The 20078-nt window shown below is 62.3% G+C and carries 19 protein-coding genes; 12 read left to right on the top strand and 7 right to left on the bottom strand.

Annotated elements, in window-relative coordinates:
• Window positions 1-2: 2 nt before the first annotated feature.
• From mtaB to ACVTFQ_RS16515, 3 genes are all read right to left on the bottom strand, one after another.
• On the bottom strand, window positions 3-1277 hold the full coding sequence (mtaB, locus tag ACVTFQ_RS16525) for a tRNA (N(6)-L-threonylcarbamoyladenosine(37)-C(2))-methylthiotransferase MtaB (protein WP_470423911.1): 1275 nt from the start codon (window positions 1275-1277) through the stop codon (window positions 3-5).
• Window positions 1274-2185 (bottom strand): diaminopimelate epimerase, encoded by a 912-nt coding sequence (gene dapF, locus ACVTFQ_RS16520; RefSeq protein WP_111562592.1) that lies wholly within the window; start codon window positions 2183-2185, stop codon window positions 1274-1276. The genes mtaB and dapF overlap by 4 nt, the downstream gene beginning before the upstream one ends.
• A 718-nt stretch (window positions 2186-2903) precedes the next feature.
• A complete protein-coding gene (locus tag ACVTFQ_RS16515; RefSeq protein ID WP_111562591.1) occupies window positions 2904-3923 on the bottom strand; it encodes an MBL fold metallo-hydrolase in 1020 nt (339 codons plus the stop codon).
• A 315-nt stretch (window positions 3924-4238) separates the two neighbouring features.
• Here ACVTFQ_RS16515 and ffh point away from each other — a divergent pair, with 315 nt between their 5' ends.
• The 5 genes from ffh to trmD all read left to right on the top strand — a co-directional run bounded on the left by ffh (window position 4239) and on the right by trmD (window position 7951).
• On the top strand, window positions 4239-5816 hold the full coding sequence (ffh, locus tag ACVTFQ_RS16510) for a signal recognition particle protein (RefSeq protein ID WP_112437456.1): 1578 nt from the start codon (window positions 4239-4241) through the stop codon (window positions 5814-5816).
• A 16-nt stretch (window positions 5817-5832) separates the two neighbouring features.
• A complete protein-coding gene (locus ACVTFQ_RS16505; protein ID WP_047508787.1) occupies window positions 5833-6153 on the top strand; it encodes a chorismate mutase in 321 nt (106 codons plus the stop codon).
• Window positions 6154-6204: 51 nt separating this feature from the next.
• Window positions 6205-6573, top strand: a complete 369-nt coding sequence (gene rpsP / locus ACVTFQ_RS16500; RefSeq protein ID WP_111562588.1) for a 30S ribosomal protein S16 — start codon at window positions 6205-6207, stop codon at window positions 6571-6573.
• 119 nt (window positions 6574-6692) lie between these two features.
• Complete coding sequence (rimM, locus tag ACVTFQ_RS16495; protein ID WP_111562768.1) at window positions 6693-7262, top strand: ribosome maturation factor RimM; 570 nt, start codon at window positions 6693-6695, stop codon at window positions 7260-7262.
• Between the two features lie 8 nt (window positions 7263-7270).
• Window positions 7271-7951 carry a tRNA (guanosine(37)-N1)-methyltransferase TrmD gene (gene trmD / locus ACVTFQ_RS16490; RefSeq protein ID WP_111562767.1) on the top strand — a complete coding sequence of 227 codons (681 nt, stop codon included), beginning with the start codon at window positions 7271-7273 and terminating at the stop codon, window positions 7949-7951.
• Window positions 7952-8223: 272 nt separating this feature from the next.
• On the opposite strand, the gene ACVTFQ_RS16485 is transcribed toward trmD, so the two are convergent.
• Window positions 8224-8856: a CatB-related O-acetyltransferase gene (locus ACVTFQ_RS16485; RefSeq protein WP_111562587.1), complete on the bottom strand. Its 633-nt coding sequence runs from the start codon at window positions 8854-8856 to the stop codon at window positions 8224-8226.
• Between the two features lie 211 nt (window positions 8857-9067).
• Between ACVTFQ_RS16485 and ACVTFQ_RS16480 the strand changes: the two genes are divergently transcribed.
• Window positions 9068-9709: a LysE family translocator gene (locus tag ACVTFQ_RS16480; RefSeq protein ID WP_111562586.1), complete on the top strand. Its 642-nt coding sequence runs from the start codon at window positions 9068-9070 to the stop codon at window positions 9707-9709.
• A 31-nt stretch (window positions 9710-9740) separates the two neighbouring features.
• Here ACVTFQ_RS16480 and ACVTFQ_RS16475 read toward each other — a convergent pair whose 3' ends face one another.
• A complete protein-coding gene (locus ACVTFQ_RS16475) occupies window positions 9741-10172 on the bottom strand; it encodes a hypothetical protein (protein ID WP_111562585.1) in 432 nt (143 codons plus the stop codon).
• A 231-nt stretch (window positions 10173-10403) separates the two neighbouring features.
• Here ACVTFQ_RS16475 and ACVTFQ_RS16470 point away from each other — a divergent pair, with 231 nt between their 5' ends.
• The 5 genes from ACVTFQ_RS16470 to ppa all read left to right on the top strand — a co-directional run bounded on the left by ACVTFQ_RS16470 (window position 10404) and on the right by ppa (window position 17858).
• Complete coding sequence (locus tag ACVTFQ_RS16470) at window positions 10404-12482, top strand: M3 family metallopeptidase (protein ID WP_111562584.1); 2079 nt, start codon at window positions 10404-10406, stop codon at window positions 12480-12482.
• A 422-nt stretch (window positions 12483-12904) separates the two neighbouring features.
• Window positions 12905-14482 carry an alkaline phosphatase D family protein gene (locus ACVTFQ_RS16465; protein WP_162718288.1) on the top strand — a complete coding sequence of 526 codons (1578 nt, stop codon included), beginning with the start codon at window positions 12905-12907 and terminating at the stop codon, window positions 14480-14482.
• Between the two features lie 135 nt (window positions 14483-14617).
• Complete coding sequence (gene typA / locus ACVTFQ_RS16460; RefSeq protein WP_018902288.1) at window positions 14618-16435, top strand: translational GTPase TypA; 1818 nt, start codon at window positions 14618-14620, stop codon at window positions 16433-16435.
• A gap of 204 nt (window positions 16436-16639) precedes the next feature.
• A complete protein-coding gene (locus tag ACVTFQ_RS16455; RefSeq protein ID WP_111562582.1) occupies window positions 16640-17146 on the top strand; it encodes a GNAT family N-acetyltransferase in 507 nt (168 codons plus the stop codon).
• Between the two features lie 175 nt (window positions 17147-17321).
• Entirely contained in the window at window positions 17322-17858 is a 537-nt protein-coding gene (ppa, locus tag ACVTFQ_RS16450) for an inorganic diphosphatase (protein WP_018902290.1), read from the top strand.
• Here the strand turns inward: ppa and ACVTFQ_RS16445 are convergent, their stop codons facing one another.
• Both ACVTFQ_RS16445 and ACVTFQ_RS16440 read right to left on the bottom strand, forming a co-directional pair.
• On the bottom strand, window positions 17859-18200 hold the full coding sequence (locus tag ACVTFQ_RS16445; protein ID WP_111562581.1) for a DUF167 domain-containing protein: 342 nt from the start codon (window positions 18198-18200) through the stop codon (window positions 17859-17861).
• Window positions 18167-18490, bottom strand: coding sequence for a YggT family protein (locus ACVTFQ_RS16440; RefSeq protein ID WP_026283700.1), 324 nt, complete (start codon window positions 18488-18490; stop codon window positions 18167-18169). The genes ACVTFQ_RS16445 and ACVTFQ_RS16440 overlap by 34 nt, the downstream gene beginning before the upstream one ends.
• A gap of 108 nt (window positions 18491-18598) precedes the next feature.
• Here ACVTFQ_RS16440 and ACVTFQ_RS16435 point away from each other — a divergent pair, with 108 nt between their 5' ends.
• On the top strand, window positions 18599-19846 hold the full coding sequence (locus ACVTFQ_RS16435) for an MFS transporter (protein ID WP_047508763.1): 1248 nt from the start codon (window positions 18599-18601) through the stop codon (window positions 19844-19846).
• Window positions 19847-20078 lie beyond the last annotated feature (232 nt).

Raw genomic sequence — 20078 nt, 5'->3', positions numbered from 1 at the left:
GATCAGGCCGCAGAGGCGGCCGTCAGTTGCATGTCGAGGTGCTTGCCGTTGTGGCCGACGATGTCGACCTCGACCAGCGCGCGGGGGCTTAAGCCCGGCGCTGCGACAAGCGTGAAGTTTTCCGTATGCGCCAGTCCGTTGTTTTCCACCAGCAGCCATTGCCGCGTGCCGACCATGCGATCGAGATGGGACTGGTGCAGCATATGTCCAGTGGCGCGCAGCCGTGCGGCCCGCTCCTTGACGAGCGCCCGGTCGAGCTGCGGCATACGTGCCGCCGGCGTTCCCGGTCGCGGGCTGTAGGGGAAGACGTGGAGATGCGCGATCCGTGCGTCCTCGGCGAGCCTCACGGCATTGCCGAACATCTCTTCCGTCTCGGTCGGGAAGCCGGCGATCATGTCGGCGCCGATCGAGATCTCCGGCCGCAGCCTTCTGACCTCGTTGACGAAATGAAGCGCTTCGGCGCTGGAATGCCTGCGCTTCATCCGCTTCAGGATCATGTCGTCGCCATGCTGCAGCGACAGATGCAGATGCGGCATGAAACGCGCTTCGTCGGCGATGAGATCAAGGAGATGCCGGTCCGCCTCGATGCTGGCGATCGACGACAGACGGAGACGCCGGATGTCGGGCACCTGCTTCAGAAGCGTCTTCGCCAGCAGCCCGAGCGTCGGCTCGCCCGGCAGGTCGGCGCCGTAGCTGGTGGCGTCGACGCCCGTCAGCACGATCTCGCGATAACCGCTCTCGGTGAGCTTGCGCGCCTGATCGACCACCGATCCCATCGGCACCGAGCGCGAATTGCCGCGGCCATAGGGGATGATGCAGAAGGTGCAGCGGTGGTCGCAGCCGTTCTGCACCTGGATGAAGGCGCGCACGTGGCCGTCGATGTGCTTGACCATCTGCGGCGCGGTCGCCTTGACGCTCATGATATCGTTGACGCGCAGCTTCTCTTCGGCCGAGACGCCGAAATCCGGCAGTGCGCGATAATTTGCGCTCGCAAGCTTCTCTTCGTTGCCAAGCACCGCGTCGACCTCGGCCATCTCGGCGAAGGTGTGTTTCTCGGTCTGCGCGGCGCAGCCGGTGACGATGATGCGGGCATGCGGATTGTCGCGACGCGCCCGGCGGATCGCCTGGCGCGCCTGGCGCACGGCTTCGCCGGTCACGGCGCAGGTATTGACCAGAATGGCGTTGTTCAAGCCCGCCTTCTCGGCCTCGGCCCGCATCACTTCGGATTCGTAGGTATTCAGACGACAGCCGAAGGTGATGACCTCGACCCCGCTCACTTGGCTTCCGCCCCCGGAGCCTCGACCGCCTCATCGCGCTGCCAAGCGCCGGTCACGGGATCGACGGTGCCGGACCATTCCCATTCGGCCGGACCGGTCATGACAACATGGTCGTCCTCACGCCATTCGATGGTGAGCGGCTGCCGGCTTGGCGCGGTGGCGACGTCGATCGTGACCTTGCGGCCTGTGCGGCCGGTGCGCGCGGCGGAAACGCCGGCGGCGCAGGCGGCCGAACCGCAGGCAAGCGTCAGGCCTGCGCCGCGTTCCCAGGTGCGGGTGCGCAGGCTTGCATCGGACGTCACCTGCGCCAGCGTGATGTTGGCCTTCTCGGGAAACATCGGATGGTTTTCGAGCAGCGGCCCGAAGCGCTCCAGATCGAAGCTCATCGGATCCCTGTCGACCCAGAAGATCGCATGCGGATTGCCGATCGACATGGCCGAAGGCGAATGCAGCACGGGATTGTCGATCGGCCCGATCTGCAGCTCGATACGGCTGGTATCGAAGAACTCTTCCGCGAGCGGGATCTTGTCCCACTGAAACACCGGCCTGCCCATGTCGACCGAGATCGTCCCGTCCTCGTGCTCGGCGGCATTCAGGATGCCGGCGACGGTCTGGAAGGTGAAGACCTTCTGGCCTGTTTCGGCCGACAGCGCCTGCACCACGCAGCGCGTGCCGTTGCCGCAGGCCTGCGCCTTGGTGCCGTCGCAGTTCAGGATATCGATCCAGGCATCGGTGCCTTCGGCCTTCGGATCGTGGATCGCCATGATCTGGTCGAACTCAGTCTCGGCATCCGCATTGAGCGCGATCGCGGCCTCGGGTGTGACCTTGTCCTTGCGCCCGCGCATGTCGACAACCAGGATCTTGTTGCCAAGCCCGTTCATCCTCGCGAATTCGACCGTTGCGCTCATTGTCTCATGTCCATGTGTGTTTGGGCTGTATATGGCGGAAATACGCGGGAATTACCAGTGGCGGCGTGCGCGTCCCATCCGCTCGCTCCGTCAGCGTGACGACGGGGAAAATTTCGAACGTCGGACAAGAAACATCCCGACATTATCAGCATGATAGCCGAATTCGACGCATCCCGTTATCCCCATCGTCCGCAATCGCCACACACTGGTGACGTCATCGGATAGGGAGCCGGGTTCGCGAACCGTTAACGCCAAGGTTGGCATCCGGCGTTCGGTGATGGTTGTCAGAGGTGGTTCCAAGGCCGTCAGGGCCAAGGGATCATCCGGCAAGGAAAGGCCGAGAGACGCTCCTGTCGGCCCGGACGAACCGGAAACCTTGAAGCAATCGGGCAGGTGGAAACGCCTGACACACATACCAACTATATAATGCCGCCTGCCCGTTCCCGTTTTTAGGTCCGCCGCCGTCGCCGAGTCTTGCTCGGGCGCGGGGGTTTGTGGTGTCGTGGTGGTGCCAAGTGTCCACGCACGTCGAGCAAGTGGGACCGTGCTTAGATCCTCGGGACGAGCCCGAGGATGACGATGGAGAGGGTGGCGTTCTCTAGTAAAATATTGAAATTTTGATGCAAAATACATTCTCGACGTCATCCTCGGGCTTGTCCCGAGGATCTAAGCACGCAGCCCAGACTTCAACGGTCATGGATGCGAAAACCACCTCCCATCACCCCAGCGGCACATCAAACACCTCGCCCGCCCTCAGCGGCCGGAACCGCTCCCTTGCCACCCCATGCTCCCGCAACGCAGCCTCCAGCGCCTTCACCGGCGCGTCCATCGCCTCGTCGGTCAGCTGAAACGTCGCGAAGTGGTGCCCCGCCACATGGACGGCGTTGGCTAGCTGCATGCCGCGGACGGCTTCGTCGGGGTTCTGGTGCTGGCCCTTCATGAACCAGCGCGGCTCGTAGGCGCCGAAGGGCAGGATGGCGAGGCGGAAGGGGCCGTGTTTCTCTCCAGCCGAGCGATAGTTGATGCCCTCGTGAAAGCCGGTGTCGCCGACGTGGTAAATCTTGCCCGATGGAGTCGAGATGACGAAGGAGGCCCAGAGCGCCATGCTGCGGTCACCAGTTCCGCGCGCCGACCAGTGGTGCGCCGGCTCGGCGTCGATGGCGATGGCGTCTGATATCGCGATGCGGTCGCCCCAGTCCATGACGGACATCTTGGCGTCAGGCGCGGCGCGGCGGATGATCGTGTCGTTGCCGAGCGGCGTGACGAAGTGCGGGCGGTGGGCGGCCTGCAGCCGCTTCAGCGTTACGACGTCGAGATGGTCGTAGTGATTGTGCGAGACGAGCACGAGGTCGATCTTGGGCAGGTCCTCGAAGCGGATGCCGGGGGCCGTCACCCGCTTCGGACCGGCGAAACTGAAGGGGCTGACGCGGTCCGACCAGACGGGGTCGGTCAGGATGTTGAGGCCCGCCACCTGCACCAGCATCGAGGCGTGGCCGACCATCGTTACCCTCAGGCCGTCGCCTTCGATACGCTCTTCAGGTTTTGCCTGCGGGAAGGGGCTCGGCACTTGCTTTTGCCAGCTCTGCCGCTCGCCGTTGAACTGCCAGCGCAGCATGGCGCGGAAGCCTAAAGGGGCGATGCCGCCGGGATTGAAGAAGCGGGTGCCGTCGAAATGATCGGTGACCGGGCCTTGGTAGTAGGGGTTCTTTGGTTTCGATGGGGGTTTGGCGTTTGCCATGCGGTGGGAGCCTTGTCGCCGTGGTATGCTGTTCGGGCTTCTGCATTTGGGTTGCCGTAGCGGCTTTTGAAAGTCCGAAAACCGCTTATTTCCCCTGATTGCCTTGACTCCGGCGGTTTTCCTGTTTACCGCCGCTCAATCTGCGACGAGCTTCAAGACTCGAGCCACCGACCGGGACCCGCAAAGGTATAAATCGATCCCGGAGGTCCACACCCGACAGCGCGATGCGCCCTCGGGTCCTTTTTGGCTATGCGTCTTGTTTTCGTCAAGGAAAAGCACAAGGTTTCCCTATCCGGAAATCACAAGGAAGAGCCGATGTTTGAGAACCTCCAGGACCGTCTTGGATCCATTCTGAATGGACTGACAGGCCGTGGCGCGCTTTCGGAAGCCGATGTTTCCGCAGCGCTACGCGAGGTTCGCCGTGCGCTTCTGGAGGCCGACGTCGCGCTCGACGTGGTGCGCGCCTTTACCGATCGCGTCCGTGAAAAGGCCGTCGGCGCCGAGATCCTGAAGTCGATCAAGCCCGGCCAGATGGTCGTCAAGATCGTCCATGACGAGCTGATCGAGATGCTCGGCGGCGAAGGCGTGGGTGTCGACCTGCATGCCGCTGCCCCCGTCGTCATCATGATGGTCGGTCTGCAGGGCTCCGGCAAGACGACGACATCTGCGAAGATCGCCAAGCGGCTCACCGACCGCGAGAAGAAGAAGGTCCTGATGGCGTCGCTCGATACGCGACGCCCGGCCGCCCAGGAGCAGCTGCGCCAGCTCGGCGTGCAGACCAATGTCGACACGCTGCCCGTCATTGCCGGCCAGTCGCCGACCGATATCGCCGCGCGCGCCGTACAGGCAGCCCGGCTCGGCGGCCACGACGTCGTCATCCTCGACACCGCCGGCCGTACGCATATCGACGAGCCCTTGATGGTCGAAATGGCCGACATCAAGAAGAAGTCGAACCCGCATGAAATCCTGCTGGTCGCGGATAGCTTGACCGGTCAGGACGCTGTCAACCTGGCGCGCAACTTCGACGAACGCGTCGGCATCACCGGCCTCGTGCTGACCCGCATGGACGGCGACGGCCGTGGCGGTGCGGCGCTCTCGATGCGCGCGGTGACCGGCAAGCCCATCAAGCTCATCGGTGTCGGCGAGCGCATGGGCGAACTCGAAGAGTTCCACCCGCGCCGTATCGCCGACCGCATTCTCGGCATGGGCGACATCGTTTCGCTGGTCGAGCGCGCCGCCGAAAACATCGACGCCGAAAAGGCGGCCGCCATGGCCGCCAAGATGGCCAAGGGCAAGTTCGACCTCAACGACCTCGCCGACCAGCTGCGCCAGATGCAGAAGATGGGCGGCATGGGCGGCATCATGAGCATGATGCCCGGCATGGCGGGCATGAAGGACAAGATGGCCTCTGCCGGCCTCAACGACAGCCTGTTCGGCCGCCAGCTCGCGATCATCTCCTCGATGACCAAGGCCGAGCGCGGCAACCCCGACATGCTCAAGCATTCGCGCAAGAAGCGCATCGCCGCCGGCTCCGGCACCGACGCCTCCGACATCAACAAGCTTCTGAAGATGCACCGCCAGATGGCGGACATGATGAAGATGATGGGCGGCAAGGGCAAAGGCGGCATGATGAAGCAGATGATGGGCGGCCTTGCCGGCAAGATGGGGCTTGGCGGCCTCGGCGGCGGCATGGGCGGCATGCCCGATCTCTCCAACATCGATCCGAAGCAGCTCGAAGCCTTGCAGAAGCAGGCGGAAGCGGCCGGCCTCGGCAAGCCGGGCGGCGGCATGCCGGGCCTCGGTGGCGGTGGTTTGCCAGGTCTCGGCGGGCCTAAGCTGCCCGGCCTCGGCGGTGGTTTCCCTGGCCTTCCCGGCCTGCCAAAGAAGAAGTGAAGGGGTCGCCCAGACTATGACTGATCCTGAGATCAAAGCCCAGCTCTCCAGCTATCGCCAGTCGATCGATAATATCGACGCGGCGCTGGTGCATATCCTGGCCGAACGGTTCCGCTGCACCAAAGAGGTCGGCGTTCTCAAGGCCAAGTACAAGTTGCCGCCGGCAGACCCGGCGCGCGAGGAATACCAGATCGAACGCCTTCGCCACCTGGCCAAGGATGCCAATCTGGATCCGGATTTCGCCGAGAAGTTCCTGAACTTCGTCATCAAGGAAGTCATCCGGCATCATGAGCAGATCGCAGCGGACCACGCCGAAAACGGCGCTGCTGCAAAGTAACAAGGCCGCTTCAAGAAAAAGCGGTTCAGACACATCCAAGGAGTAAAGAAAATGGCACTGAAAATTCGTCTCGCACGCGGTGGTTCCAAGAAGCGCCCGTACTACCACATCGTTCTCGCTGACGCCCGTTCGCCGCGCGACGGCCGCTTCCTCGAGAACCTCGGTTCCTGGAACCCGATGCTCGCCAAGGACAACGATGCCCGCGTCAAGCTCGACGCCGACCGCATCGCTCACTGGATCGCACAGGGCGCACAGCCGACCGACCGCGTTCTGCGCTTCCTGAGCGAAGCTGGCCTTGCAAAGCGCGAAGCCAAGAACAACCCGGAAAAGGCAAAGCCCGGCAAGCGCGCTCAGGAGCGTGCAGCTGAAAAGGCTCAGAAGATCGCCGACGCTGCAGAAGCTGCTGCTTCCGCGGAATAATTCCGGGCTTCGGCCTTGATCGAACGGGCGGCATGGCGACATGCCGCCCGTTTTCGTTTCCATTCCCGTTCACTTCGGTTATGACGAACCAAACCTCCGGCTTCGACATTAGGGACGCCATGACAAAGCTTGAAAATCCGGTGCTGATGGCAACGATCGGTGGCGCGCAGGGGCTGCGCGGCGAAGTGCGCGCCAAGTCCTACAGCGCCGATCCGACCGCGCTCGGCGATTACGGCCACCTGCACAGCATGGACGGTCGCACCTTCGAGGTGCTTGAGATCCGCGAGATGAAGAATGTCGTCGTCGTGCGCTTCCGGGGGATCAACGACCGCAACGCCGCCGAGGCGCTGAACGGTCTGGAGCTCTATATCGACCGCGACAACCTGCCCGACGACGAGCTTGAGGAAGACGAGTTCTTTTATGCCGATCTCGAAGGCCTCGAAGCCGTCGACGACCAGGGCGTCAGCTATGGCACCGTCACCGGCATCTTCGATTTCGGCGCCGGCGACCTGCTCGAGCTCAAGGGCCCCGGCAAGCGCCCGGTGTTGATCCCGTTTTCGGAAGCCTCGGTGCTGGAGATCGACCTCGAAGCCGGCAAGATCACCATCGATCCGCTGGCCTCAGGTCTCGTCGACAGCGACGACGACGGTCCGTCGTTTACGCCTGATGAGCCGAAGAAAAAGAAGTGAGCGATAAGATGGCCTTCCGGGCGACTGTCCTGACACTCTACCCGGAGATGTTTCCCGGCCATCTCGGCTATTCGCTGGCCGGCAAGGCGATGGAGCGCGGCCAGTGGGCGCTTGAGCCCGTGCAGATCCGCGACTTCGCCACCGATAAGCACCGTACCGTCGACGACACGCCGGCCGGCGGCGGCGCCGGCATGGTGCTGAAGCCCGACGTGCTCGCCCGCGCCATCGACACCGTCTCCGAAAACGACATCCGCCCGCGCCTGCTGATGAGCCCACGCGGCAAGCCGCTGACGCAGAAGCGCGTGCGCGAACTGGCAGCCGGCGAGGGCGTCATTATCGTCTGCGGCCGTTTCGAGGGTGTCGACCAGCGGGTGATCGACGCGCGCCAACTGGAAGAAGTGTCGATCGGCGACTACGTGCTCTCGGGCGGCGAACCGGCAGCACTGACGGTGCTCGACGCCATCGTCCGCATCCTCCCCGGCGTCATGGGCAACGACCTCTCCGGCCTGCACGAAAGCTTCGAGGGCGGACTTTTGGAACACCCGCACTACACGCGTCCGCAGGAATGGGAAGGCCGCGAGATCCCCGCTGTGCTGACATCGGGCAACCACGGCGCGATCGAGAAATGGCGGCGCGAGCAGGCGGTGACGCTGACCCGCGAACGGCGGCCGGATCTGCTGGACGAGTAGGCTTCCTGCTGCCGAGTCGAGCACCAGCGGTAAATCATTGAAACGGAAAGATTAACTCCACACGCGGCGTCATCCTCGGCCTTGTGCCGAGGATCTGAGCACGTCGCTCAGAATGCAACGTGAATGGACACTTGGTGAGGGGGTGCGGCATCGCGGAAGGGATGCCAGGTGTCCACTCACGTCGAGCTCGTGGAGGCGTGCTTAGATCCTCGGCACAAGGCCGAGGATGACGCCGAGAGATTTTTTGCGGTTTTATTTCAATAGGTTCGGCGTTATGCCATCTTCAGCGCCGCGAGGTCGCCTCTCTCAAGAGCAGCCAGGTTCGCCTCGATCTTGTCCAGGGGCCAGTCCCACCAAGCGATCTCAAGCAGTTCATCGATGACGGCCGTAGGGTATCGCATGCGGATGATCGTGGCCGGGTTGCCGCCGACGACGGCATAGGGCGGAACGTCACGGGCGACGACCGATCCGGCGGCGATGATGGCGCCAGACCCGATCCGCACACCCGGCATGATCGCCGCGTCATGGCCTATCCAGACGTCATGCCCGACAACGGTATCCTTCACCGGCAGGTCCTTGTAGCCGAAGGTTTCCGGTTTGAAGATCCGAAACGGGTAAGTGGTGAAGCCACTCATCGGATGGTTGGCCGAACTGGTGATGAAGTAGCTGCCACGGGCAATCTGCACGAATTTTCCGATGACAAGGCGCTCGCGGACGCCATGCCCGAGATAGGGCGCGAGCATGCCGGCTGTGTCTTCCGGTTTGCCCGAGTGGGTGTAGTAGCTGTAGTCGCCGATTTCCATGCGCGGGTGATCAATGACGTTCTTTAGATAGACGGTATCGCTGTAGATGGTGCCATCCGGGAGGGTGATCGGGTGGACGGCGGTCGCGTCTAGAATGGGCATCGGGAAACGGCTTTCCTCATGAAACCAGCGTAATCAATGGCCAAGGCTAATCCGCGCGATCCGCGAAATCCATTGCGGCGGCGGAACGTGGTCATCAATAGTTTGAATGAGGTTGGGCGACTTGCTTCGACGATCCCGGCGGGGTTTTCTCGCGCCCGCTTGACGTCCCCGCCACACCGCATAATCTCCGTCTTTTCACGGGGGATTCTTCATGACGCAATCGCTGCTCGCGGGCGCCTTTCTGGCTGCACTTCTTTACGTGCTCATTCCCGGGCCGGCGTTTCTGGCGCTGCTGGGGATCGGGGCCGGGCAGGGGAGAAGGGCGGGGGCGCAGTTTGTCTGTGGGCATCTGGTCGGCGATACGCTGTGGGCGTCGCTGGCGCTGGTGGCGATCATCGGCGCCAAGACGATCGGGACCTTCGTGTTCGATGCGCTGGGGCTCGCCTGCGGCTTCTATCTCGCCTGGATCGGCTGGAACGCGTTTCGCGCCAAGCCGAAGGGCGAGGGGCAGGCGCTGATGGTGGTCGAGCGGCCGTTTCGGCGCGGGCTGATCTTCGGCGTCACCAATCCGAAGGGCTATCCGGTGGCGCTGGCGACATTCACGGCGCTGGTGGCGGGCTCGGCGAGTGCCTTGCAGTTTCAGACGCTGCCGGTGCTTTTGGCCGTGTCGTTCCTCGGCTTCATCGTCGCCGACATGATCCTGATCGCCATCGTCGGCACAGGCGCCGTGCGGCGCTTCTACCGGGCGCATGAGCGGCTGATCGTGCGCTGCTCGGGCGTGCTGTTCATGGGGTTTGCCGCGCAGGCTCTGCTGCACGCGACGCCGGGGCTGATGGGGTGGCGCAAGGCTTGATGCGCCATCGCCTGGCGCAATCGCTATCGCGTCAGACGTCGAGGAAGCTGACGACCGATTTCAGGGTCTTCACCGTCTCGGGATCGCCGATCGACATGGCGATCTGCAGCTGGTCCTTGTAATAGTCCCTGAAGTTGAAGCTGGTGCCGTCGGTGACGTCGGAGAGATCGAGAATGTTTCCCGAGGGGTCGATGGTGCGCATCGGCAGCGGTTCGGAGATCGCCGCATAGGTGTCCTGGTCGAGCGTGCCGTTGTCGAAATTCTGGCGCGCGTGGTTGCGCAGATCGGCGGCGGTAATGGCCGAAAAATCGGGTTGCGCCGATGTCGCTTCGTCGATCCTGAAGGTCGATGAAGCGCTCGAAACCGAGCTGAAAGTTTCGGTCAAGCTGTTGTTAAATTGCGAATTATCGGAATATTTCCGGAACGATAAATTCGGCGAAAACCGCAGTGATGTGATTTCCATTGCCCGCATCCATGATTAAAAAAGATTAAGCGAAAATACCGTGTGCGCCGCACAATCGTCAATCGTTAACAAATAGTTAATTCTTATATAGCATTTTTAGGGATCAACTTCTCGTATAGGTGGCGCGGCCGCTCGCCCAAGGTGGCGATACCAATCGCCGTGCTGCCTTCCTATATTGGCTTTCGAGACAACACGCCCCGCCGAACAAGCCCGCCAAACAAGGATGTCCGTATGCCCGCCAACAACCCCGCTCTCACCGACTGGAACGGCCTCAATGGTCTGCCGCGCTTCGAGGCGCTGAATGACGGCGATTTCGCGCCGGCTTTCGATGCGGCCCTTGCCCGGCACGAAGAGGAGATCGATGCGATCGCCGACAATCCCGAAGCGCCCACCTTCGGCAACACGATCGTGGCGCTGGAGCTTGCGGGCGACGATCTCTCGCGGGTGTCGGCGCTGTTCTGGAACCGCGCCGGGGCGCATACCAATGACACGATCCAGGCGCTGGAGCGGGATATCTCGCCGAAGATGTCGCGGCATTATTCGAAGATCGGCATGAATGCGGCGCTCTTTGCGCGCATCGACACGCTGTGGGAGGCGCGCGAAACGCTCGGGCTGACGCTGGAGCAGACGCGGGTGCTGGAGCGCCACTGGAAGGGTTTCGTCAAGTCGGGCGCCAAGCTCGAGAAGGCGGAGCAGGAAAAGCTCGCGGGGATCAACGAGACGCTGGCGGGGCTCGGCACGCAGTTCGGCCAGAACGTGCTTGCCGACGAGAAGGGCTGGGCGCTGATCCTTTCAGACGGCGATGATCTCGCGGGCATTCCCGATTTTCTCAAGGACGCGATGGCGGCGGCGGCGCGTGAGCGCGGCGAAGAGGGCAAGTTCGCAGTGACGCTGTCGCGCTCGATCATCGAGCCGTTTCTCACCTTCTCCGAGCGCCGCGAACTGCGCGAACAGGCGTTCAAGGCCTGGGTGGCCCGTGGCGAGAACGATGGCCCGTCGGACAATCGCGGCATCATCCGCGACACGCTTCAACTCCGCGCCGAGGTGGCGAAGCTGCTCGGCTACGGCAATTTCGCCGAGTTGAAGCTCGACAACACCATGGCGAAGACGCCTGACGCTGTGAACGATCTTCTGAAGAAGGTCTGGGTCAAAGCGGTGAAGCGCGCCGGCGAGGAAGAGGCGGATATCGCGAGCCTGATCGCCGACGAGGGCAAGAACCACGAGGTCATGCCGTGGGACTGGCGGTTCTACGCCGAAAAGATCCGGGCCCAAAAGTTCAATTTCTCCGAGGCGGAACTGAAGCCCTATCTGCAGCTGGAAAAGATCATCGACGCCTGCTTCGACGTGGCGGGGCGCCTGTTTGATATTCACGCGGTGGAGAAGAAGGGCGTTGCCGCCTATCACCCCGATGTCCGCGTCTTCGAAATCCGCGATCGCGACGACAAGCTGGTGGCGATGTTCCTCGGCGATTATTTCGCCCGCTCGTCGAAGCGCTCGGGCGCCTGGATGAGCGCGTTCCAGTCGCAGCACAAGCTGCCGCTGAAGAATGGTGCTCAGGGCGAGCTGCCGATCATCTACAATGTCTGCAACTTCGCCAAGCCGGCCGAGGGCAAGCCGGCGCTCTTGTCGCTGGATGATGCTCGCACGCTGTTCCACGAATTCGGCCATGCGCTGCACGGCATGCTCTCCAACGTGACCTACCCTTCCGTGTCGGGCACCGGCGTGTCGCGCGATTTTGTCGAACTGCCGTCGCAGCTTTACGAGCATTGGCTGACGGTGCCTGAGATCCTGAAGCAGTACGCCGTGCATTTCGAGACCGGCAAGCCGATGCCGCAGGATTTGCTCGACAAGGTGCTGGCTGCGCGCAGCTTCAATGCCGGGTTCAACACGGTGGAGTTCACCTCGTCCGCTCTGGTCGACATGGCGTTTCATACGCGGGACGAGGTTGCCGATCCGATGGCGGTGCAGGCCGAGGTGCTGAAAGAGCTCGGCATGCCGAAGTCGATGGTGATGCGCCACGCCTCGCCGCACTTCCAGCATATCTTCGCCGGCGGTTATTCGGCGGGCTATTACTCCTACATGTGGTCGGAAGTGCTCGACGCCGATGCGTTTTCGGCCTTCGAGGAGACGGGCGATGCGTTCAATGGCGAGATTGCGCGAAAGCTGCGCGATCACGTCTATTCGGTGGGCGGGTCGGTCGATCCGGAGGATACCTACCGGGCATTCCGCGGCAAGCTGCCGAGCCCGGATGCGATGCTGGTGAAGCGTGGGCTGGCGACGTTCGAGGAGTTGGCGGGGAGTGATGCGTAGGTTGTTTGTTTGATGTTGGGGTGGGGTAGCGGCTCTTGCGATTGAGTTGATACCCCTTCGGGCTTTGTGGGTGTGATACCCCCCTCTGCCCTGCCGGGCATCTCCCCCACAGGTGGGGAGATTGGCTGGGCGCGGCCGCTCGCTCCACTCTCATTGTTTGGCTGAGAGCAGACCACGAGTCGATCTCCCCACCTGTGGGGGAGATGTCCGGCAGGACAGAGGGGGGTAATCCTTGGCCGCAGCGTAAGCGAGAGCCGGCGCCTCGGATAGCCAAGCGAGACGCAAACCCCACCCATCCCAACACAAAACTGTCGCCAAACCTTCGGAAAACCGTCATGGCGGCGTCAAGTGGGTGACATGTGGGGTGGGCATAGGCGGGGTGCGGGAGATCGTCCCGATTGCCAAGCCGGATGCGCCACCCGATGACACTGACGGAACCGACTCGCCGCCGTTTCTTATCCTCGATGGGAGCGGTTGGCGGATTTGCCGTGGCGGGGCTGGCGATGCCCTATTATGCGCGCGGATCGTCCAGCCGGCCGGTGTTTACCTCGGGCGTGCAGTCCGGCGATGTCGATCAGACCTCGGGCGTCATCTGGACGCGGGTGGATCGGCCGTCGCGGCTCTTCGTGGAATACTCGACATCAGACAAGTTCTCCAACGCCGTGAGGCTGCCGCCGATCGATGTCACGCCTGACAGCGACCTGACCGCGAAGCTGTTGCTCCAGGATCTGCCTGCCGATCAGGAGGTGTTCTATCGTTTCCGGGCGGCGGATATCCAGGACATCAACAGCCGGTCGGAGCCGATCCTCGGGCAGTTTCGCACCGCGCCCGTCTCCCGCCGCGATATCCGCTTCGTCTGGTCGGGCGATACGGTGGGGCAGGGGTGGGGGATCGATGAGGAGGGGATGCGGACCTATTCGACGATCGCCTATCACCGGCCGGATTTCATGATCCATTCCGGCGACACGATCTATGCCGACAATCCCGTTCCCGACGAGATTTCGCTGCGCGGCGGCGGGGTCTGGAAGAACCGAGTCGTCACCGAGGCCAAGCGCGAAATCGCCCAGACGCTCGACCAGTTTCGCGGGCAATGGACCTATAATCTGCTCGATGAGCATGTGAAATCGCTCAACGCCGTCTGCCCCATCTTCTACCAGTGGGACGATCACGAGGTGCTGAACAACTGGTCGCCGTCGACCGATCTCAGCCATGACGATCGCTACAAGGAGAAGTCGGTCGCGGTGCTTTCGGCACGGGCGGCACGAGCCTTTCACGAGATGACGCCGACGCGCCATGTCGCGGCCGAGCCGGGGCGGATCTATCGCAAGGTTTCCTATGGGCCGCTGCTCGACGTGTTCTTCGTCGATCTGCGCTCCTATCGCGGGCCGAACAGCCATGGGCTGGACGAAAAGCTTTCGCCGCAGTCGCGGATATTCGGCGAGCGGCAGGTGGCGTGGCTGAAGCGCGAACTGGTGCGCTCGACGGCGACGTGGAAGGTGATCGCCTGCGATCTGCCGATTGGTCTCGTCATCTGGGACGATTATGGCAACCGGCGCGGAGCAGAATCGATCTCCAATGGCGACAATGGCGCGCCGCTCGGTCGCGAGCTCGAATTCGCCGATCTCCTGCGCTTCATCCGCGATGCCGGGATATCGAACATGATCTGGCTGACGGCCGACGTGCATTACGCGGCGGCGCATCACTATAGTCCCGAGCGGGCGAAGTTCCGCGAGTTCCTGCCGTTCTGGGAATTCGTGGCCGGACCGTTGCATTCGGGCACCTACGGGCCGCAGGAGCTCGACATGACCTTCGGGCCAGAGGTCAAGTTCATGAAGGCGGCGCCCGGTGGGACCGAGCAGAACCTGCCGCCATCAGCAGGCATGCAGTTCTTCGGTCTCGTCGATATCGATGGTGCCAGCGAGCAGCTGACGGTGCGGCTGATGGATCGCAACGACCAGGAGCTCTGGCGGGTGGTGCTCGACCCCGAAAGGACGAGCTGATGCGATCCGTGCTATACGTGCATTCCTCTCATTCCAGGCTCCCCCCTTTCGCATTCGCGAAAAACACTGTAAGAGCCGCCCCAATGCAATTGGCGCCCTCCCAGCGTGGCGCCCCAGCCTCAGAGATATAGACATATGGCACTTCGCAACATCGCGATTATCGCGCACGTTGACCATGGCAAGACGACACTGGTCGACGAGCTCCTGAAACAGTCCGGTTCGTTCCGCGAAAACCAGCGCGTTGCGGAACGCGTGATGGACTCGAACGACCTGGAAAAGGAACGCGGTATCACGATCCTTGCCAAGGCGACCTCGGTCGAGTGGAAGGGTGTTCGCATCAACATCGTCGACACCCCCGGCCACGCCGACTTCGGTGGTGAAGTCGAGCGTATCCTGTCGATGGTGGATGGCGCGATCGTTCTGGTCGATAGCTCTGAAGGCCCGATGCCGCAGACGAAGTTCGTCGTCTCCAAGGCGCTGAAGGTCGGCCTCCGTCCGATCGTCGCGATCAACAAGATCGACCGTCCCGATGGCCGCCACGAGGAAGTCATCAACGAAGTGTTCGACCTCTTCGCCAGCCTCGACGCCACCGACGAACAGCTCGACTTCCCGATCCTCTACGGTTCCGGTCGCGATGGCTGGATGAACTTCAATCCTGAAGGTCCGAAGGATGAAGGCCTGGCGCCGCTGCTCGACCTCGTGCTCAAGCACGTTCCGGAGCCGAAGGTTGCCGAAGGCCCGTTCACGATGATCGGCACCATCCTGGAAGCCAACAACTTCCTCGGCCGTATCATCACCGGCCGTATCAATTCCGGCTCGATCAAGCCGAACCAGGCTGTCAAGGTTCTCAGCCAGGACGGCAAGACGATCGAAACCGGTCGTATCTCCAAGATCCTCGCATTCCGCGGCATCGAGCGCACCTCGATCGAAGAAGCACATGCAGGCGACATCGTTGCCATCGCCGGCCTCTCCAAGGGCACGGTTGCCGATACCTTCTGCGATCCGGCTGTCAACGAAGCGCTGACCGCGCAGCCGATCGACCCGCCGACCGTTACCATGTCCTTCATCGTCAACGACAGCCCGCTCGCCGGCACCGAAGGCGACAAGGTTACCTCGCGCGTCATCCGTGACCGCCTGTTCAAGGAAGCCGAAGGCAACGTCGCGCTGAAGATCGAAGAAGCCGAAGGCAAGGATTCGTTCTACGTTTCCGGCCGCGGCGAATTGCAGCTCGCCGTTCTGATCGAAACCATGCGCCGCGAAGGCTTCGAGCTTGCCGTGTCGCGTCCGCGCGTCGTCATGCACAAGGACGAGAGCGGCCAGACCATGGAGCCGATCGAAGAAGTCGTCATCGACGTCGATGAAGAGCATTCTGGCGTCGTCGTTCAGAAGATGTCCGAGCGCAAGGCCGAAATGACCGAGCTGCGTCCTTCGGGCGGCAACCGCGTTCGCCTGGTGTTCCACGCTCCGACCCGCGGCCTGATCGGCTACCAGTCGGAACTTCTGACCGACACGCGCGGCACCGCCGTGATGAACCGCCTGTTCAAGGACTACCAGCCCTACAAGGGTGAAATCGGTGGCCGCACGAACGGCGTTCTGCTCGCAAACGCTGCCGGCGAAGCTGTTGCCTACGCCATGTTCAACCTGGAAGATCGCGGCCCGATGATGATCGAGCCCGGCGAAAAGGTCTACATGGGCATGATCATCGGCATTCACAGCCGCGACAACGACCTTGAGGTCAACGTCCTCAAGGGCAAGCAGCTCACCAACATCCGCGCTGCCGGCAAGGACGAAGCCGTCAAGCTGACGCCGCCGATCCGCATGACGCTCGACCGCGCGCTCTCCTGGATCCAGGACGACGAGCTGATGGAAGTGACGCCGAAGTCGATCCGTCTGCGCAAGATGTATCTCGACGCCAACGACCGCAAGCGCTTCGCCAAGGCGAAGACCGCCTAAGTCGAACAGGCTTACACGAGACTTCGAAACCCCGGCCATCGCGCCGGGGTTTTTATTTTGTGCGGTTCGCCGAATCCTTCTTGTCGCAATAGTTAAAAAAGCGTTAAATTTCAGCCGTCGTCCACATGTTAACCCTGTGGGCAATCCGGCTGAATGCGTTAGCGCATATGGTTAATTGTCCGCGACCGGGCCAGAGTAAGCGTTATGAAGACGTTGTCGATCGATGTTCGGCGGGCCGAGCCGCATGATTCCCGAGCTATCTCGGAGGTGCACCGGCTTGCGTGGAAACATACCTATGCCGGCATCATTCCGCACAAGGCGCTGACGCAGATGGTGGAGCGCCGCGGCGAGAGTTGGTGGCGCAAGGCGACACGCGGTCCGGCGACGCTTCTGGTGCTCGATGTCGCCGGAACGGTTGCCGGCTATGCAACGCTTGGTCTCAACCGCGCCCGCGCGCTGCCGCAGGAAGGCGAGATCTACGAGCTTTATCTGCGCCCCGAATATCAGGGCATCGGCCTCGGCCACATGCTGTTTTCCGAAGCGCGGCGGCTTTTGAAGTCGCTCGGCTGCAAGGGCATGGTGGTCTGGTGCCTGGAAGAGAACGAGGGCGGCGCGGACTTCTATCGCGGCCATGGCGGCATCGATTATTGCGAGGGTACCGAAACCTTCGACGAAAAGCCCTTGAAGAAGATCGGCTTCATCTGGAACTGAGCGATCTGCTCAACGACAAGGTGCGGGGAGCCAAGTTTTGGCCTCTGCCCAGTTTTCCGGCATTTTGAAGGCCAGATCATAAAACAATCATGTGCCTGCGCGGTCTTGCTATGTTGCTTCGCGGCATGAATCCGATTATCTGGCTGCGAAGATTTCACGTCGCGGGAGTAATCGCATGCGCATCGACGCCATTGCCATTGGCAAGAACCCACCTGAGGACGTCAACGTCATCGTTGAAGTTCCCGTCGGTGGCCACCCGATCAAGTACGAGATGGACAAGGACGCCGGCACGCTGGTTGTCGACCGTTTCCTCTACACGCCGATGACCTACCCGGGTAACTACGGCTTCGTACCGCACACGCTGTCCGAGGACGGCGACCCGATCGACGTCCTGATCGCCAGCACCCGCCCGCTGGTTCCAGGTTGCGTCATCAACGTGCGCCCGATCGGCGTTCTGAAGATGGAAGACAATTCCGGCAAGGACGAGAAGATCATCGCCGTGCCGTCGCCGAAGCTGACCATGCGCTACGACAAGGTCAAGGACTACACGGATATGCCCGAGATCACGCTCAAGCAGATCGAGCACTTCTTCGAGCACTACAAGGATCTGGAACCCGGCAAGTGGGTGAAGATCTACGGCTGGGGCGACGCCAAGGAAGCCGGCCAGCTCATCCTCGAGGCGATCGAACGCGCCAAGAAGGAAAAGGCCTGATTACAGGCCGAGTAAAGCTTCCAGCTTTTTGATGATATCCTCCGGCTCGGCATCGATCCGGAGGATTTTTTTACGCGACGTGTCGCCGGAGACGAGGTTCACCGAGGACTTCGCGAGGCCGAGCTGCTTGGCCACAAGCGCGACCAGCGCCTTGTTGGCCTTGCCCTTCTCGGGAACGACCGAAACGCGGGCCTTCAGATAGGCCCTGCCGTCGGCATCCAGCTCAATACCATCGATCTGATCCCGCCCGCCGTTCGGCGTCAGCCGTACAGCGAGCAGGAGATGATCGTCGAAGGCCTGCCAGGGCCTTATCGCAACACCATCGGCACGATGGTGTTCCACATGAACGAGCGGATGAAGAAGATGATGAGCAGCAGGATGATCGGCGAGATGTCGATGCCGCCGAGGTTCGGCAGCACGCGACGGATCGGGCGCAGCACCGGTTCGGTGACGTTGTAGAGGAACATGCCGACCGAATTGACGAACTGATTGCTGGAATTGATCACGTTGAACGCGTAGAGCCAGGAGAAAATGGCGCTGGCGATCAAGATCCAGGTGTAAAGATTCAAAGCCAAATCAATGGTTTGAAAAAGCGCAAGCATCGCAATCTCCAGTTCGTTGTTGACAGACATGTAGACATTGGCGACTAAACCGGCAAGAGCCGTGTGCAATGCTGCGGCAATTCATGTTTAACGGGCGCGTCGGGGAACGATATTTCGTCCGTTTGTTGGAAAGACATCATGTCCATCTCGGCTCACGGCGACCGCTTCGCGGCCTTCCGGCACTCCTCCTACACCCGCTTCTTCTTCGCGCGCTTTCTCTTGTCGTTTTCGCAGCAGATCGTTAGCGTCGCGGTCGGGTGGCAGATGTACGACCAGACGGGCAGCGCCATCTATCTCGGCCTGATCGGGCTGGTGCAGTTCCTGCCGTCGCTGCTGCTCATCCTCGTCACCGGCTCGGTCGCCGACCGCTATAACAGGCGGGCCATCGCTTCGCTGTGCTCGCTGGTGGCCGCCCTTTGCACGCTGACGCTGCTTGGGATGACCATGACGGGCACCTTCTCGCCCATCCCTGTTTTCGCGGTGCTTCTGGTCTTCGGCATCGAGCGTGCCTTCATGTCGCCGGCGGTGCAGTCCTTGGCGCCCAATCTCGTGCCGGCCGATGATCTCTCGAACGCGATCGCGTGGAACTCGTCCTCCTGGCAACTCGCCTCGATCACCGGCCCCGTCATCGGCGGCCTGCTCTACGGCATCAATGCGCATACGGCCTATACGGTGGCCGTGGTGTTCGCGGGCCTCGGGGCGGGGCTGCTCTTCCTGATCCCGAAGCCGGCGCAGAAAACCACGGGCGAGGCGAAGAGCTGGGACATGATCCTCGGCGGCTTCAAGTTCATCCGCACCGAGAAGGTGGTGCTGGGCGCGATCTCGCTCGATCTCTTCGCGGTGCTGCTCGGCGGCGCCACGGCGCTGATGCCGATCTTTGCGCGCGATATCCTGACGCTCGGCCCCTGGGGCCTCGGCCTGCTGCGCTCCGCACCGGGTGTCGGCGCGATCATCATGGCGGTGCTGCTTGCGACCTATCCGCTGAAGCATCGCGCCGGGGTCTACATGTTCGTCGGTGTGGCGCTGTTCGGGCTGGGGACGATCGTCTTCGGCCTATCTGACAATGTCGAGCTCTCGATCGCGGCTCTGGCGCTGATGGGCGCGGCCGACATGGTGTCGGTCTATGTCCGCGAGAGCCTGATCGCGCTCTGGACGCCCGACCAACTGCGCGGCCGCGTCAACGCCGTCAACATGGTGTTCGTCGGGGCGTCGAACGAGCTTGGCGAGTTTCGTGCGGGGACGATGGCCTCGGTGTTTGGTGCTGTGCCGGCGGTTGTCATCGGCGGGATCGGGACGCTGGTTGTGGCGGCGCTGTGGGCGAGCGGGTTTCCGCAGTTGCGGAAGATCGATACGCTGGATGCGCCGGAGCATGTGACGCGGGGGTAGTTTTGGGGGGGCGTTGTGCTGTGGGGACGCCGTGGGCTTTGTGCCGTGGGATACCCTCAGGGGCGTCGTGCCGTGTGATACCCCCCTCTGCCCTGCCGGGCATCTCCCCCACAGGTGGGGAGATCGACTCGTTGCGGCGGCATCGCCAAACAATGACTGTTGGAACGAGCGGGTGCGTCTAGCCGATCTCCCCCCTTGTGGGGGAGATGCCCGGCAGGGCAGAGGGGGGTAA

It is taken from the genome of Rhizobium sp. O111, assembly GCF_055616315.1.
Note: the sequence above shows the minus strand (reverse complement) of the source record. Positions and strands in the feature narration are given on the sequence as shown.